This is a genomic window from Flavobacterium sp. HTF, from assembly GCF_003105115.1.
Lineage (GTDB): Bacteria > Bacteroidota > Bacteroidia > Flavobacteriales > Flavobacteriaceae > Flavobacterium.
The window spans coordinates 54,895-70,662 of record NZ_QETH01000009.1 but is presented as its reverse complement, the minus strand read 5'-3'; the positions used below and the strand labels follow the sequence as shown (position 1 = coordinate 70,662).

General features: G+C 35.6%; 16 protein-coding genes. 15 read left to right on the top strand and 1 reads right to left on the bottom strand.

Going from position 1 to position 15,768, the window contains the following annotated elements:
• Positions 1-133 precede the first annotated feature (133 nt).
• Positions 134-724 carry an HD domain-containing protein gene (locus DCO46_RS04670; protein ID WP_116751415.1) on the bottom strand — a complete coding sequence of 197 codons (591 nt, stop codon included), beginning with the start codon at positions 722-724 and terminating at the stop codon, positions 134-136.
• 205 nt (positions 725-929) lie between these two features.
• Here DCO46_RS04670 and DCO46_RS04665 point away from each other — a divergent pair, with 205 nt between their 5' ends.
• The 15 genes from DCO46_RS04665 (at position 930) to trpB (ending at position 15,672) form a co-directional block, all read left to right on the top strand.
• Positions 930-2,345 (top strand): MBL fold metallo-hydrolase, encoded by a 1,416-nt coding sequence (locus DCO46_RS04665; RefSeq protein ID WP_116751414.1) that lies wholly within the window; start codon positions 930-932, stop codon positions 2,343-2,345.
• A gap of 118 nt (positions 2,346-2,463) precedes the next feature.
• A complete protein-coding gene (locus tag DCO46_RS04660) occupies positions 2,464-3,027 on the top strand; it encodes a YeeE/YedE family protein (protein ID WP_116751413.1) in 564 nt (187 codons plus the stop codon).
• 10 nt (positions 3,028-3,037) lie between these two features.
• Positions 3,038-3,517 carry a DUF6691 family protein gene (locus DCO46_RS04655; protein WP_116751412.1) on the top strand — a complete coding sequence of 160 codons (480 nt, stop codon included), beginning with the start codon at positions 3,038-3,040 and terminating at the stop codon, positions 3,515-3,517.
• Positions 3,518-3,783: 266 nt separating this feature from the next.
• A complete protein-coding gene (locus DCO46_RS04650; RefSeq protein ID WP_116751411.1) occupies positions 3,784-5,361 on the top strand; it encodes a glycerol-3-phosphate dehydrogenase/oxidase in 1,578 nt (525 codons plus the stop codon).
• 295 nt (positions 5,362-5,656) lie between these two features.
• On the top strand, positions 5,657-6,118 hold the full coding sequence (locus DCO46_RS04645; RefSeq protein WP_116751446.1) for a MarR family winged helix-turn-helix transcriptional regulator: 462 nt from the start codon (positions 5,657-5,659) through the stop codon (positions 6,116-6,118).
• A gap of 4 nt (positions 6,119-6,122) precedes the next feature.
• Entirely contained in the window at positions 6,123-6,755 is a 633-nt protein-coding gene (locus DCO46_RS04640; protein ID WP_116751410.1) for an NAD(P)H-dependent oxidoreductase, read from the top strand.
• 31 nt (positions 6,756-6,786) lie between these two features.
• The gene (locus DCO46_RS04635; RefSeq protein ID WP_116751409.1) at positions 6,787-7,353 is read left to right on the top strand and encodes a YceI family protein; all 567 of its coding nucleotides are present in this window, start codon (positions 6,787-6,789) and stop codon (positions 7,351-7,353) included.
• A 203-nt stretch (positions 7,354-7,556) separates the two neighbouring features.
• The gene (locus DCO46_RS04630) at positions 7,557-8,837 is read left to right on the top strand and encodes a hypothetical protein (RefSeq protein ID WP_116751408.1); all 1,281 of its coding nucleotides are present in this window, start codon (positions 7,557-7,559) and stop codon (positions 8,835-8,837) included.
• A gap of 297 nt (positions 8,838-9,134) precedes the next feature.
• The gene (locus DCO46_RS04625) at positions 9,135-10,535 is read left to right on the top strand and encodes an anthranilate synthase component I family protein (RefSeq protein WP_116751407.1); all 1,401 of its coding nucleotides are present in this window, start codon (positions 9,135-9,137) and stop codon (positions 10,533-10,535) included.
• Positions 10,536-10,649: 114 nt separating this feature from the next.
• Positions 10,650-11,093, top strand: a complete 444-nt coding sequence (locus DCO46_RS04620) for a hypothetical protein (protein WP_116751406.1) — start codon at positions 10,650-10,652, stop codon at positions 11,091-11,093.
• 87 nt (positions 11,094-11,180) lie between these two features.
• A complete protein-coding gene (locus DCO46_RS04615; RefSeq protein WP_116751405.1) occupies positions 11,181-11,747 on the top strand; it encodes an anthranilate synthase component II in 567 nt (188 codons plus the stop codon).
• A 107-nt stretch (positions 11,748-11,854) separates the two neighbouring features.
• The gene (trpD, locus tag DCO46_RS04610) at positions 11,855-12,847 is read left to right on the top strand and encodes an anthranilate phosphoribosyltransferase (protein WP_116751404.1); all 993 of its coding nucleotides are present in this window, start codon (positions 11,855-11,857) and stop codon (positions 12,845-12,847) included.
• Positions 12,848-12,919: 72 nt separating this feature from the next.
• Positions 12,920-13,699 (top strand): indole-3-glycerol phosphate synthase TrpC, encoded by a 780-nt coding sequence (gene trpC / locus DCO46_RS04605; protein ID WP_116751403.1) that lies wholly within the window; start codon positions 12,920-12,922, stop codon positions 13,697-13,699.
• Positions 13,700-13,846: 147 nt separating this feature from the next.
• Entirely contained in the window at positions 13,847-14,479 is a 633-nt protein-coding gene (locus tag DCO46_RS04600) for a phosphoribosylanthranilate isomerase (protein ID WP_116751402.1), read from the top strand.
• A gap of 11 nt (positions 14,480-14,490) precedes the next feature.
• Positions 14,491-15,672, top strand: a complete 1,182-nt coding sequence (gene trpB / locus DCO46_RS04595; protein WP_116751401.1) for a tryptophan synthase subunit beta — start codon at positions 14,491-14,493, stop codon at positions 15,670-15,672.
• Positions 15,673-15,768: the final 96 nt, after the last annotated feature.

The following is a 15,768-nucleotide window of genomic DNA, read 5'->3' as shown; positions in this document are numbered from 1 at the left end:
GCTTTAAAAAAAGTTTATCGCCTGATATTTGTTAAACTTTTCAACAATTTAATAGCCCGCGGTTTCAACCGTGGGGACATAATGCAAAACCACAATCCGTTTCCCCAAGGTTAAAACCTTGAGCTATGTTTTATTATTTTTTCAGAATTCCTTTTTCAACGCTTTCGTTTATTAAACCTTCGGCATAATTCCATAAAGATGCGGAACCATTTTTAATTACACTCTTTTTTTCGTAGACCTTATCGTAATTCACTCCAAACTCTTTCCAGGTTCCGCCGTTATTAGAAGTATTTTGCAATAACGGTTCTAATCTGTCCATTGATTTTGCAAATTTTGCCTCGTTGGTTTCTCCGGCTTCAAATTCTTCCCAGATAGAAATTAATTCTTCTGCTTGATTTTTAGGCAATAAACCAAAAATCCGATTTGCGGCTATTCTCTCTTCATCTGTATTATCATGACTTTTTAAAGTATCATAAATAAAAACATCACCGGCATCGATTTCAACAATATCATGAATCAGCACCATTTTTACCACTTTCAAAACATCAATCGGTGCATCTGAATGTCCTGCGAGAACAATTGCCATTAAAGCCAGATGCCAGCTGTGTTCTGCATCGTTTTCATTTCGTTCACTGTTAAAAAGCTTTGTTTTTCTCTGAATGTATTTTACTTTATCAATCTCTTTTATAAAAGCGATCTGATCTAATAAGTCTTGTGTGTTCATTTTTATTTTTGTTTTGAAATGACAATCGTCATATGCAAAATTAAAGCTTAAAGCGTAATTGCTCTACTTTAAATTAATTTATCTGAATCTAATATGACAAACTCCACAATTTTTTTACACAAAAACCTAATTTCTGTAACATTAGTCACCTATTTTTTTAAAAAACAAAGTTACCTTTGTATCCCATCATTTTACAATACCTATTATGAAAATAGAACAAATTTACACCGGATGCCTTGCGCAGGGTGCTTATTATATCACTTCAAATGGCGAAGCCGCTATTATTGACCCACTTAGAGAAATTCAGCCTTATCTGGACCGTTTAGAACGCGATCAGGTAAAACTGAAATATATTTTTGAAACGCATTTTCATGCTGATTTTGTTTCCGGACACGTTGACTTAAGCAAAGAAACAGGAGCGCCAATTATCTACGGTCCAAATGCAACTTGCGAATTTGACTGCGTTTCTGCAAAAGACGGACAGGAATTCAAAATCGGAAAAATTACGATAAAAGTATTGCACACCCCAGGGCATACTATGGAAAGCACTACTTTTTTACTGGTAGATGAAAACGGAAAAGATCATGCTATTTTTTCCGGAGATACTTTATTCATAGGTGATGTTGGACGTCCTGATTTAGCTCAAAAAGCTGCGGGAATGACACAAGATCAGTTAGCGGGTATTCTGTATCATTCGTTAAGAGACAAAATTATGACACTGGCTGATGATGTAATTGTGTATCCGGCACATGGAGCCGGAAGTGCCTGCGGAAAAAACATGAGTAAAGAAACCGTTTCGACTATCGGAAATCAAAAAGCAACGAATTATGCTTTGCGCGCCAATATGACCGAAGCAGAATTTATTACTGAAGTAACCGACGGTTTATTGCCTCCTCCGGCCTATTTCAGTATGAATGTTGCCATGAACAAACAAGGTTACGAAAGTTTCGAAAGCGTTTTGCACAACGGAATGAAAGCCATAAAAGCAGCAGAATTCGAAGCCGTTGCAGAAGAAACAGACGCTTTGATTCTGGATACAAGAAGTGCAGCCGATTTCAGCAAGGGATATATCCCACAATCTATCAATATCGGAATCAACGGTGATTTTGCACCCTGGGTTGGAACTTTGATTGCCAATGTAAAACAGCCAATTATTCTAGTTACCGAAAACGGTATGGAAGAAGAAACCGTAACACGCTTAAGCCGTGTGGGTTTTGACACCATCATCGGACATCTGGAAGGCGGTTTTGAAGCCTGGCAAAAAGCGGGTTTCGAAACAGATTCTGTAAACCGGATTTCAGCGGAACAATTTGCAAGCGAAGTAAATCTTCAGGAAGACAAAATAATCGACATTCGCAAAGAAACAGAATACGAAGCAGAACATATCGAAGACGCTTACAGCAAACCTTTGGCTTATATTAATGACTGGGTAAAAGACATTAACCCAAATGAACATTTTTACATACATTGCGCAGGCGGTTACAGAAGTATGATTGCGGCTTCTATTTTACAAGCACGCGGTTTCAGAAATTTTACCGAAATTGATGGCGGTTTTGGAGCAATTTCAAAAACCAATCTGCCAAAATCAGATTTTGTTTGTCAGAGCAAGGTTTTAAAATAAAGGTACTAAGTTGCTAAGATTCTAAGGCTCTAAGATTTTTTGCCTTTGAAAATTAGCAATTCAGAACCTAAAAGAAACCTTAGCAACTTAGAATCTTAGTACCTTAGAACCTTAAACTATGTTAGAAATTATTAAAGAACCTTGGCCTTGGTACGTTGCAGGTCCGTTGATCGGATTGACCGTTCCCATTTTATTAATTATCGGAAATAAATCTTTCGGAATCAGTTCGTCATTGCGACATATTTGTGCGATGTGTATTCCGGCGAATATTCCGTTTTTTAAATACGACTGGAAAAAAGAAAGCTGGAATTTATTCTTCGTTCTCGGAATATTTTTAGGCGGTGTAATTGGCGCATATTTACTGTCAAATCCAAATGAAGTTGTAATCACTCATGAATTATCAGAGAAATTAGCCACTTACGGAATCACAGACCATACCGGTTTAGTCCCATCACAATTATTTTCCTGGGAAAGTTTATTCACACTTCGTGGATTTATTATGATTGTCGTAGGCGGATTTTTAGTCGGTTTTGGAACCCGTTACGCAGGAGGATGTACCAGCGGACATGCTATTATGGGATTATCCAACCTGCAATGGCCGTCATTAGTGGCAACGATCTGTTTTATGATTGGCGGTTTTGTCATGGCACTTTTGATTTTGCCACATATTCTTTCACTTTAAAATTTCAAAAATGGATCATTTAGAAAATAAAAATACAGACGGCGAAGGAATTAACGCAAGCCAGAAAAACGAAACTGCATTCGTAAACCTTAAATATTTAATTGTCGGCATCTTTTTCGGAATTGTATTCGTAAAAGCAGAAATCATCAGCTGGTTCCGCATTCAGGAAATGTTCAACTTAGAATCTTTCTTTATGTACGGCGTAATCGGAAGTGCAGTTGCCGTTGGAGTAATTTCTGTATTCCTGATTAAAAAATTCAATATCAAAACCCTGCAGGGCGAGAAAATTGAAATTCAGCCAAAAACATTCAGCAAAGGACAAATCTACGGAGGCTTATTATTTGGTTTCGGATGGGCCATTACCGGAGCATGCCCGGGACCTCTTTTTGCTCAAATTGGTACAGGTGCAACTGTAATTGTTGTGACTTTAGTAAGTGCAATAGCCGGAACTTGGGTATATGGATTGATTAAGGATAAACTTCCTCATTAAAAAATTTGTTTCAGGTTTACTTGTTTCAGGTTGATTTAACCGCAAAGACACAAAGATATACGCAAAGTTCGCAAAGTTTATTTATAAAGCTTTGCGAACTTTGCGCTTTATAAAAAGCCTTACTTGTAAAACACCTTGCGTCCTTTGCGGTTAAATATGTGAACGTTAATACACCTGAAACAAATAACGCCCAAAAGAAACTTCTTCATCTAAATCTAATTTCCTTTTGTTAAGTTTGCCTGAAACAAATAAGTCCCATAAAAACTATGAATCGTTCAGAGCAGTTATCCAGATTACAAAATACCGAAAAATGGGACGTAATAATTATAGGTGGAGGAGCAAGCGGTCTCGGAACTGCTCTTGATGCTGCCAGCAGAGGGTATAAAACAATTTTGCTTGAGGCAGTAGATTTTGCAAAAGGAACTTCCAGCAGAAGTACAAAATTAGTTCATGGCGGCGTGCGTTATCTGGAGCAGGGAAATATTCATTTGGTCAGAGAAGCTCTTAAAGAAAGAGGTTTAATGGCTAAAAATGCCGGCCATTTAGTCAAAAATCAATCCTTTATAATTCCGAACTACAATTGGTGGGGCGGTTATTTCTATACTTTCGGACTAAAAATTTATGATATACTTTCGGGTTGTTTGAGTTTAGGCAGTTCCAAATATATTTCGAAAGCAAAAACTATTGAAATGCTTCCCAATGTACAGGAAAACGGATTGGTCAACGGTGTTATTTATCATGACGGACAATTTGACGACTCCCGTTTAGCGATAAATATTGCACAGACAGCTGTAGAAAATGGTGCGTGTCTTTTAAATTATGTCAAAGTTGTCCATTTATTAAAGGATGACAAAAACCAGGTTACCGGTGTTCAGGCAACAGATGAGGAAACTGGAAATAAATATGACATAAAAGGTTCTGTCATTATAAATGCTACGGGCGTTTTTACAAATGCCATAATGAAACTGAACGATAACGTTTATAAAAAATATATTGTTCCGAGCCAGGGAATACATTTGGTATTTGACAAATCATTTTTACCGGGCGAACATGCTCTGATGATTCCGAAAACAAATGACGGAAGAGTTTTGTTTGCAGTTCCGTGGCATAATAAAATTGTGGTTGGAACAACAGATACCTTAATTAAAAAACAAAGTTTAGAACCAATTGCTTTAGAAAGCGAGATTCATTTTGTTCTCGAAACAGCCCGTCATTATTTAGCAAAAAAACCAACAAGAGCAGATGTATTATCCGTTTTTGCAGGTTTACGTCCGTTGGCTGCACCAAAAGAAGAAGGCCAAAATACTAAAGAAGTGTCCAGAAGTCATAAAATTATCGTTTCTGAAACGGGTCTGATTACCATTACAGGAGGAAAATGGACAACGTACAGAAAAATTGCTGAAGACATTATTGACAAAGCCATCAAAACCGGTAAACTACCATTTAAAGAATGTACAACAGAGCATCTTCCCATTCATGGAAATAAACCCACCAACGGTCCTGAACGCGAAGATCACCTTTATATCTATGGTTCTGATATTCCTAAAATAATGGAACTGCAAAAAAATGAACCAGAATTGGCTGAAAAACTACACCCTGATTATGAATTTACCATGGCAGAAGTTGTCTGGGCAATTCGTTATGAAATGGCAAGAACTATTGACGATGTTTTAGCCAGACGTGTTCGTTTATTATTCTTAGATGCCAGAGCGGCAATTGACTCTTCTGAAAAAACTGCGAGAATAATTGCAAAAGAACTTGGATATGATGAAGCCTGGATAGCGAAAGAAATTTTAAATTTTAAAGAAATTTCCAAAGGTTTTTTCCTTTCTGAGTTTCGATAAGGATGAAATTTAAAAGTTTTCAGAGTCTCTTTTCTGTTTGTTTTTTAAATTAATCTTACAAAAATTGTTTTTCAAAAACACTTCAATGAAGTTTTCTTCCCTATTTTAAATAAACATTAAATATCAAAAAATCAGGCTTTTAAAATAAAAAATGTATTATTTTTATCTTCTAAAATGTCTGCTTCCTTTAAGGAATCTTCAGCATTTTTCGTATTAACAAAAAATTAACATGACAGTTGTATATACAACTATTAAAAGCTATACATTTGTATATACAAATTATACACTTACGACTATGACAATTGAAGAGGTTATTAAGAGTACAGTTAAGATGGATAATGCGAAAAAAGTTATTCTAAACATTATGTACACGCAAAATGTAATTCAGGATAATTTCAACGAGTTGATGAAACCGTATGATTTATCCGGAGAACAATATAATGTGCTGCGTATATTAAGAGGACAAAAAGGAAATCCTGCTAATATGTGCGTCATTCAGGAACGTATGTTAGCTAAGACAAGTAATACAACGCGATTAGTTGATAAATTATTACTGAAAGAATTTGTAACCAGAAATGTATGCCCGGGAAATCGACGAAAAATCGAAGTTTTGATTACCCAAAAAGGACTGGATGTATTAAAAGAATTAGATCCGAAAGTAGATGAGCACGAGCGTGCATTTGCAAACAATATAAGCCCGGAAGAATTAGAATTACTGAATAAATTATTAGAAAAATACCGAACCCAAGAAAATTAATATTATGAGCACATTTTTAGAAAGTCTAAATTGGAGATATGCAACAAAAAGATTTGATGCGGCAAAAAAAATCTCTGATGCTGACTTAAATACTTTAAAAGAAGCCGTTAGGTTAAGCGCTTCTTCATACGGATTACAACCTTATAAAGTTGTTATCGTTGAAAACCCGGAATTAAGAGAACAATTAAAAGCTGCGGCTTATGGTCAGACTCAAATTACAGATGCTTCTCACCTGTTTATTTTTGCAAGTGATGTAGCTCTTGATGCCACTTCTGTTGACCAATATATCGCTAACATCAGCAAAACAAGAGGTGTTCCTGTTGATGCATTAGGTGGTTTCAGCGATATGATGAAAAATGTTGTGGGTAATTTATCCGGTGATGCAAAAAATACCTGGACAGCAAAACAAACTTACATTGCTTTAGGAAACTTATTAGGAGCAGCTGCCGAATTAAAAATCGACGCTACACCAATGGAAGGCTTTAATGCTGCCAGTTTTAATGAAATCCTTGGATTTGATAAGTTAGGTTTAAGTGCTTCAGTTATTGCAACTGTAGGTTACAGACATGATGAGGACGACGTTCAGCACCACAAAAAAGTTAGAAAATCTCAAGAAGAATTATTTATCACACTATAATTATTATTAATCCAAAATCAATTTTAACAACATGAAAAATTTAAAAACAATTGCAATAGCATTATTCGTAGCAGCGGCTAGTATTTCAGTAAATGCTCAAACTAAAAAAATCGACGTAAAAGCATCTACTATCAAATGGGTAGGTAAAAAAGTAACAGGAGAGCACTCTGGAACTGTAAACTTTAAAGAAGGTGCAGTAGTTTTCAAAGGGAAAAAATTAGTTGGTGGTAGCTTTACAGTTGACATGACTTCTTTAACTTCTACAGATTTAACTGGAGAATACCAAGGAAAATTAAACGGTCACTTAAAAGCTGACGATTTCTTCGGAACTGAAAAATTCCCAACTGCAAAATTAGTTTTCAAAACTATTGGTGCTAAAGCAACTGACGTTTATACAGTAACTGCAGATTTAACTATCAAAGGAATCACTAAACCTGTAACTTTTGATATTGCTGTAGCTGGAAATACTGCTACTACTGCATTTAAAGTTGACAGAACTAAATATGATATCAAATACGGTTCAGGAAGTTTCTTCGAAGGTTTAGGAGACAAAACTATCAATGACGAATTTGAATTGACTGTAGCTTTAAAATTCTAATATTTAAGACTTACTAGTTCAAATATTTTAAGAAACCCTAATAGTTTATGCTATTAGGGTTTCTTTTTTGCGAAGTTTTCAAAAAAATAACGTTCTTAATATTTACATAACTTTTTGGTAACAACGATCAGAGTTTTGATTAACATATGGCTTCTAATTTTGAGTAATTAAAAAAATCAAAAACTAGAAATCAAATTATAGTTATGAAAACAAAAATACAAGTCGCCATTTTCACTCTTCTCAGTAGTTTTTTTCTTCACGCCCAGCAACAGCAAAAAGGAATTATCGGAACTAATAACTGGATGAACAACTGGACAAATTTTAAACCTGCCGCAAACGAATATAACGAAGCCACAAATATAATTGCCGGAACAATAGATAAAGACACTAAATTATTAAAACGCAATACGTATCAATTAGTTGGTGTTGTTTATGTAACAAATAACGCTACTTTAAGTATCGAACCGGGAACTGTAATTCGTGGAGATGATAAAAGCTGCGGGACACTTGTTATAACAAATGGTTCAAAAATTATAGCCGAAGGTTTAGAAACGGATCCTATTGTTTTTACTTCAAATAAAGAAAAAACAGAAAGAAAACCTGGTGACTGGGGTGGTATTATTGTATTAGGAAAAGCACCGATCAATACTCTTGGAGGTTTGCACACATTGCCATTTGACTTAGACCCAATTCTGAATCATTACGGAGGTCAGGACGCAGAAGATAATTCGGGGATTTTAAAATATGTGAGAATTGAATATGCAGGCCGAAAATTAAGTGCTTTAAAAGAACTTAACGGGCTTTCCTTAGCAGGTGTTGGAAAAAAAACAATCCTAAATAATATCCAAATCAGTTTTTCGAATGATGATTCTTTCGAATGTTACGGTGGAGATTTGAACATGAGTAATTTAGTTTCTTACCGAACTACAGATGATGATTTTGATTTTACACAAGGTGCCCAAATCAATATTAGTAATAGTATTGCTATCCGACACCCTTTTTCATCAGATGTTTCAGGATCAAGATGCTTTGAGATAGATTCATATGATAAAGTTCAGAATACGGATATGAGCAAGAAATTTACCAAAATAACGGCAAGCAATATTACTTTGGTAAATCTTGAAGAAAACAATCAGGGATTGGTAAGGGAGTCTGTTTTTGTCAGAGAAAATACTTTTTTCAGTTTAACCAATACAATTGTTTCCGGTTTCACTCCTTTTGTTTTATTGGAAGCAAATGTTGGAAACGGTGATGAAAGTTTATCTAAAATTACATTCAAAAATGTGGTGGTAAATAATTGCAATGGTGGTATTACAAGCGAATCAGGCAGTATCAATAGTACTCTTGACAACTGGTATAATAAGCCTGAAAACGGAATAGGTTATACTAAAATGAAGAACAATGAATTATTTATTATGCCAAATATTAAAGGAAACCCGGATTTTAGAGCAAACATAAATAACACAATTGCAATCGGAAATTAAGCATTTAAAGAAGAATTAAAAATAAAATGTAACAAATTTTCAGATTTATAAAAGTTTTTTTTGCCTTTTTATATCTCTCAATCCAAATTACATTTATATCTTTGCTTCAACAAAAAAAGAAATGAGAACAATTTTAAACAATACTTGGTGGTGGAAGAATTTACGTCAAACGTCGTGAACAAAGCTTCCTATGGTATTGTAAAACTATAAATATAAAAGGCTTGTCATCACGACAAGCCTTTTTTTTTGGTTCAAACCAAAACACAAAAAATATTAAAAAATTAAAATCTATATACATTGAAACCTTTTATACTCAACACACACTACAAACAAATTCTGGCAGACACCATCACGCCGGTAAGTATTTATTTTAAGATAAGAGATAAATTTCCAAACAGTCTGTTACTGGAAAGTAGTGATTATCACGGAAATGACAATAGTTTCTCTTACGTTTGCTGTAACCCGATTGCAACGATTAAAATCGAAAACGAAGTGATCACAAAAACGTTTCCTGACGGAACTGCAGAAACAATTTCAGTAGATGCTTCAACGAATATTCCGGAAATAATTCAGGAATTTTCAAGTCAGTTTAAGTCTGAGAAAAATGATTTCAAATTCATTAACAACGGTTTATTCGGATACATTTCTTACGATGCTGTTCGTTATTTCGAAAAAGTTTCCATTGCTAAAAAAGACAACGCGACTTCAATTCCGGACGTATTTTATGCGGTGTATCAAAATATCATTGCCATAAATCACTTCAAAAACGAAGCTTATATTTTCTGCCACAGCGTTGATGGAAAAAACAACATTGCAGAAATTGAGCAATTATTGCAATCCAGAAATATTGCTTCCTATAAGTTCACCAAAGAAGGCGAAGGATTCTCAAACCTTACCGATGAAGAATTTAAACATAATGTGGCTTTAGCTAAAAAACACTGTTTCCGCGGAGACGTTTTCCAACTGGTTTTATCACGTCGTTTTACACAAGGATTTAAAGGTGATGAATTTAATGTTTACAGAGCTTTAAGAAGTATTAATCCATCTCCATATCTATTCTTTTTTGATTATGGCGATTTCAAAATATTCGGTTCTTCTCCTGAAGCACAAATTATTGTAAAAAACAGAAAGGCCGAAATTCACCCAATCGCAGGAACTTTCAAAAGAACCGGAAATGACGAACGCGACGCTCTTTTGGCAAAAGAACTTTCTGAAGATAAAAAAGAAAACAGCGAACACGTAATGCTTGTCGATTTGGCAAGAAATGATTTAAGCCGAAACGGACACGATGTAAACGTAGAAAAATACAGAGAAGTTCAGTTTTTCTCGCATGTAATTCACTTAGTATCAAAAGTTACGGGACATTTACATGAAAAAGCCACTACCATGCAGGTTGTTGCCGATACTTTCCCGGCAGGAACTTTGAGCGGTGCACCAAAACACAGAGCCATGCAGTTAATCGAAGATTATGAAAAAACCAATCGTAATTTTTATGGCGGTGCCATTGGCTTTATGGACTTTGAAGGCAATTTTAATCATGCTATTATGATCCGGACTTTCCTTTCCAAAAACCATCAGCTGCATTGTCAGGCCGGTGCCGGAATTGTTGCCAGCTCAGATGAAGAAAGCGAAATGCAGGAAGTGTATAATAAATTAAGAGCGTTGAATACTGCGCTTGAAATGGCAGAACAAATATAGATTTCTTTTGTTTCAGGTTTCAAGTTTGCTTCGCCCGTTCGGCTTTCAGCCTCGGGTCAAGTTGTTGGAACGTGAAACCTGAAACCTGAAACAATAACCAAAAACCACAAAATCATGAAAAAAGCATTATCAATTTTAATTTTAATCGTTACTATAACCTCTTGTAATTCAGAAAAAAGGGAGAATTCAATTCAGGGAACCTGGCGTCTTATATCAGCTGAAACAACAGAAAAAGATTCAACGTTTTCGACTTTCAATCCAAAAACAAAAATGATTAAAATTATAAATGATACCCATTTTGCTTTTTTCAATCATGATTTACATAATGGCAAGGATTCAACAAATGCCGTGTTTTTTGGCGGAGGCGGAAAATACACTTTAAAAGACAGTATATACACAGAAAATCTGGAGTTTTTTAATAACAGGCAATGGGAAAACGGCAAATTTGAATTTGTAGTAAAAATTAAAAATGACACTCTGATTCAAAAAGGAATCGAAAAAGTAGAAAAATTAGGAATCGACCGTATTATCAATGAAAAATACGTTCGGGAAAAATAGAAAATTTAGTTTCAGGTTTTCTTTGTTTCAGGTTTCAAGTTGAAACTTAGTAACTCAGAACCGTAGCAACTTAGAACCTTAAGAAAAATGAAAAAAATATTAGTTATAGACAATTACGATAGTTTCACTTACAATTTAGTGCACTATTTAGAAGATTTAAACTGCGAAGTTACGGTTTACAGAAACGACGAATTCGAAATTGACGAAATCGCTTCTTTCGATAAAATATTGCTTTCGCCAGGCCCCGGAATTCCTGATGAAGCCGGTTTATTAAAAGCGGTAATCGAAAAATATGCTCCAACAAAAAGTATTTTAGGCGTTTGTTTAGGACAGCAGGCAATAGGAGAAGTTTTTGGAGGAACACTTTCAAATCTTGACAAAGTATACCATGGAGTTGCTACAAATGTAAAAACAGTAGTTTCAGACGAAATTTTGTTTGAAGGTTTAGGGAATGAATTCGAAGTGGGAAGGTATCACTCGTGGGTGGTTGACGCTAATTTACCAGACGTTCTGGAAGCAACTTCAATAGACGAAAACGGTCAAATCATGTCATTAAGACACAAAAATTATGATGTAAGAGGCGTTCAGTTTCATCCCGAAAGTGTTTTAACTCCAAAAGGAAAAAGAATTTTAGAGAACTGGATTAAGAGTTAAAATAAAATTTTGTTTCAGGTTTCAGGTTTCAGGTTAGCGAAAACTTGAAACTTGAAACAAAAACTCAGTATCTCAGCAACTTAGAACCTTAGCAACTTAAAGAAAAAATGAAAACTATATTAAACAAATTAATCAATCACGAAATACTTTCAAAAGAAGAAGCAAAAAACGTATTGATTAATATTTCAAGCGGTCAGTATAATCCAAGTCAGATTTCGGCTTTTTTGACTGTTTTTATGATGCGAAGCATTACGATTGACGAGCTTTCGGGCTTTCGCGAAGCTTTATTGGAATTATGCATTCGTGTTGATTTATCAGCTTACAATACCATCGATTTGTGCGGAACGGGCGGTGACGGAAAAGATACGTTCAACATTTCGACCTTAGCTTCATTTATAGCAGCCGGAGCCGGAATAAAAGTAGCCAAGCACGGAAATTACGGGGTTTCATCTATTTCAGGATCAAGCAACGTAATGGAAAAAATGGGTATTAAATTCAGTAATGATCCTTCGTTTTTAGAAAAATGTATCGATCAGGCCGGAATTTGTGTGCTGCACGCTCCCCTGTTTCACCCGGCGATGAAAAATGTCGGCCCAATCAGAAAAGAACTGGCTGTAAAAACCTTTTTTAATATGTTGGGACCTATGGTAAATCCGTCATTTCCAAACAATCAGCTGGTAGGGGTTTTCAATTTGGAACTAGCGAGAATGTATGCCTATTTATACCAAAATACCAATGTCAATTTTACGATTTTGCATTCGCTTGACGGTTATGACGAAATTTCATTAACCGGACCTACTAAAATCATTACCAGCCACATGGAAGGAATGTTGAAACCGGAAGATTTTGGCGTTCGTCTTTTATCTCAAACGGAAATCGAAGGCGGAAAAACAATTGAAGAATCAGCAGAAATGTTTACTACTATCATTTCAGGAAAAGGAAACGAAGCACAAAATAATGTGGTTTGTGCCAATGCTGCAATGGCAATTTCGACAGTAACAAAGTGCAGTCCGCAAGAAGGTTTTGAACTTGCCAAAGAAAGTCTATTTTCCGGTAAAGGACATCAGGCACTCAAAAAATTACAAGAACTAAGCAAGTAAAGAATTGTTTCAAGTTTCAGGTTTCTAGTTGTTGGAGCAAACCTGAAACTTGAAACCTGAAACAAATAAACAATGAATATCTTAGATAAAATAATATTTGATAAACAACGAGAAGTACTTCTGAAAAAATCAATCATTCCGGTTTCGCAATTGGAAAGTTCTGTTTTTTTTGAAAGAAAAACCATTTCCCTGAGCCATAAATTAAAAGAAAGCAATTCGGGAGTTATAGCCGAACATAAACGTCGTTCTCCTTCAAAATCAATCATCAACAATAATTTTACGGTTGAAGAAGTTGTAAAAGGATACGAAAATGCCGGTGCCTGCGGAATTTCTGTTTTGACTGACGGAAAATATTTCGGAGGTTCTTTAGACGATTTGCTTTTAGCAAGAGCGTCTGTAAATATTCCGCTTTTGCGAAAAGAATTTATAGTAGATGAATATCAGATTTTGGAAGCCAAAGCTCACGGAGCCGATTTGATTTTACTGATTGCAGCCGTTTTGACCCGTGACGAAATCAAATCATTATCTGAATTTGCTCAAAAATTAGGTTTAGAAGTTTTACTGGAAGTTCACAATCAGGAAGAATTAGAAAAATCGATTATGCCAACTTTAGATATGATTGGGGTAAACAACCGAAATTTAAAAACATTCAAAGTAAGTCTGGATTTCAGCAAAGAATTAGCATCGCAAATTCCGGATGATTTTGTAAAAGTTTCAGAAAGCGGTATTTCATCAATCGAAGCCATTCAGGAACTAAAACCATACGGCTACAAAGGTTTCTTAATTGGAGAAAACTTCATGAAAACCGATAACGCCGGCCAGGCAGCTATTGACTTTATAAGTCAGCTGTAAGCCGTAAGCTATAGGCTGTAAGCTTTTAACAAACATCGAAAAAAAATTAAACATTAAAGTCTAAGCGTATTGCTTAAAGCATAAAAAAGAATCAGCATAAAGTACAAAGCCTAAAGCTTAAAGCTTATTGCCTAAAGCATAAAAAAAATGAAACTCAAAATATGCGGTATGAAATATCCCGAAAATATAATCGAAGTAGGTTCGCTCCTGCCCGATTATATGGGATTTATTTTCTGGGACAAATCCGCACGATACATTACCCAAGACATTCCTGAACTTATAAAAACAATTAAAAAAGTAGGCGTTTTTGTAAATCAGAGCCAGGAAGAAATTTTAGAAAAGGTCAAAAAACATAATTTACAAGCCGTTCAGTTACACGGAAACGAATCGGTTGAATTTATATCAGAATTAAAGAAACAATTGCCAAAAAAAGTCGAAATCATAAAAGCCTTTTCTGCCGATGACAATTTTGATTTTGAAGTCATAAAACCTTTTGAACCAGTGTGTGATTATTTTTTATTTGACACCAAAGGAAAATTACCGGGCGGTAACGGAACCACTTTTGACTGGACAATATTGAAAAAATACAATTCGGACAAACCCTTCTTTTTGAGCGGCGGAATCGGAATTAATGAATTAAAAGCCATAGAGGAAATTTCAAAAAGCAACTTGCCTATTTATGCTGTTGATGTAAATAGTAAATTTGAAATCGAACCGGGGCTGAAAAACAAAAATCTATTAACCAATTTCAAACGAAAATTTGAAGTTGCAAACTTTTAAAATTTAAAAAAATGAATTTTAACGTAGACGAAAAAGGATATTACGGAGAATTTGGAGGAGCTTATATTCCCGAAATGCTATATCCAAATGTAGAAGAATTACGCCAGAATTATTTAAAAATTATGGCCGAGCCGGATTTTCAGTCCGAGTTCAATCAATTGCTTCGGGATTATGTCGGGAGGCCAAGTCCGCTTTATTATGCCAACCGCTTATCCGAAAAATACAACACCAAAATTTACTTAAAAAGAGAAGATTTAAATCATACCGGAGCACATAAAATAAACAATACAATCGGTCAGATTCTGGTTGCAAAACGCTTGGGTAAAAAACGTATTATTGCCGAAACCGGAGCGGGTCAGCATGGTGTTGCAACTGCTACAGTCTGTGCTTTAATGGGCCTGGAATGTATTGTATATATGGGCGAAATCGACATTGCGCGTCAGGCTCCAAATGTTGCCCGAATGAAAATGCTCGGCGCAGAAGTTCGTCCGGCTCTTTCAGGATCAAGAACCCTAAAAGATGCCACTAATGAAGCTATCCGCGACTGGATTAATAATCCTGTTGATACGCATTATATCATTGGTTCGGCAATTGGCCCGCATCCTTATCCGGATATGGTGACCCGTTTTCAGAGTATTATTTCAGAAGAAATCAAATCACAGCTAAAAGAAAAAGAAGGGCGCGAAAACCCTGATTATGTTGTGGCCTGTATTGGCGGAGGAAGTAACGCAGCCGGAACTTTTTATCACTTTTTGCACGAACCTGCGGTGGGAATTATTGCCGTTGAAGCTGCCGGACTGGGAGTAAACAGCGGTCATAGCGCCGCAACCAGTAAACTGGGAAAAATGGGAATTATTCACGGATGCAAAACACTTTTGATGCAAACAACAGACGGACAGATTACAGAACCGTATTCTATTTCTGCAGGTCTGGATTATCCTGGTGTTGGCCCAATGCACGCTCATTTGGCGCAGACCGGAAGAGGCGAATTTTTCTCTGTTACTGATGATGATGCGATGATAGCCGGAATGGAACTTTGCAAGCTGGAAGGAATTATTCCTGCGATAGAATCTTCTCACGCTTTGGCCGTTTTAAACGATAAAAAATTCAAACCGGACGATATTGTTGTAATAAGTCTTTCCGGAAGAGGAGATAAAGACTTAAATACTTACATAGATTATTTTAAATTATAGGAAAAAGTATAATTTTGGCGTTACCCAAGGGTCGGGCTGTCCGCTATATCTTTTTTGTGGCAGAAAAAGCCACAAAAAAGGATGCCGCTCCCATCC

Coding starts and splice junctions, on each gene's coding strand:
- DCO46_RS04665 (WP_116751414.1), top strand. CDS start 930: ATGAAAATAGAACAAATTTACACCGGATGCCTTGCGCAGGGTGCTTAT.
- DCO46_RS04655 (WP_116751412.1), top strand. CDS start 3,038: ATGGATCATTTAGAAAATAAAAATACAGACGGCGAAGGAATTAACGCA.
- trpB (WP_116751401.1), top strand. CDS start 14,491: ATGAATTTTAACGTAGACGAAAAAGGATATTACGGAGAATTTGGAGGA.
- DCO46_RS04645 (WP_116751446.1), top strand. CDS start 5,657: ATGACAATTGAAGAGGTTATTAAGAGTACAGTTAAGATGGATAATGCG.
- DCO46_RS04635 (WP_116751409.1), top strand. CDS start 6,787: ATGAAAAATTTAAAAACAATTGCAATAGCATTATTCGTAGCAGCGGCT.
- DCO46_RS04615 (WP_116751405.1), top strand. CDS start 11,181: ATGAAAAAAATATTAGTTATAGACAATTACGATAGTTTCACTTACAAT.
- DCO46_RS04670 (WP_116751415.1), bottom strand. CDS start 724: ATGAACACACAAGACTTATTAGATCAGATCGCTTTTATAAAAGAGATT.
- DCO46_RS04640 (WP_116751410.1), top strand. CDS start 6,123: ATGAGCACATTTTTAGAAAGTCTAAATTGGAGATATGCAACAAAAAGA.
- DCO46_RS04600 (WP_116751402.1), top strand. CDS start 13,847: ATGAAACTCAAAATATGCGGTATGAAATATCCCGAAAATATAATCGAA.
- DCO46_RS04620 (WP_116751406.1), top strand. CDS start 10,650: ATGAAAAAAGCATTATCAATTTTAATTTTAATCGTTACTATAACCTCT.
- DCO46_RS04650 (WP_116751411.1), top strand. CDS start 3,784: ATGAATCGTTCAGAGCAGTTATCCAGATTACAAAATACCGAAAAATGG.
- DCO46_RS04660 (WP_116751413.1), top strand. CDS start 2,464: ATGTTAGAAATTATTAAAGAACCTTGGCCTTGGTACGTTGCAGGTCCG.
- trpD (WP_116751404.1), top strand. CDS start 11,855: ATGAAAACTATATTAAACAAATTAATCAATCACGAAATACTTTCAAAA.
- DCO46_RS04630 (WP_116751408.1), top strand. CDS start 7,557: ATGAAAACAAAAATACAAGTCGCCATTTTCACTCTTCTCAGTAGTTTT.
- trpC (WP_116751403.1), top strand. CDS start 12,920: ATGAATATCTTAGATAAAATAATATTTGATAAACAACGAGAAGTACTT.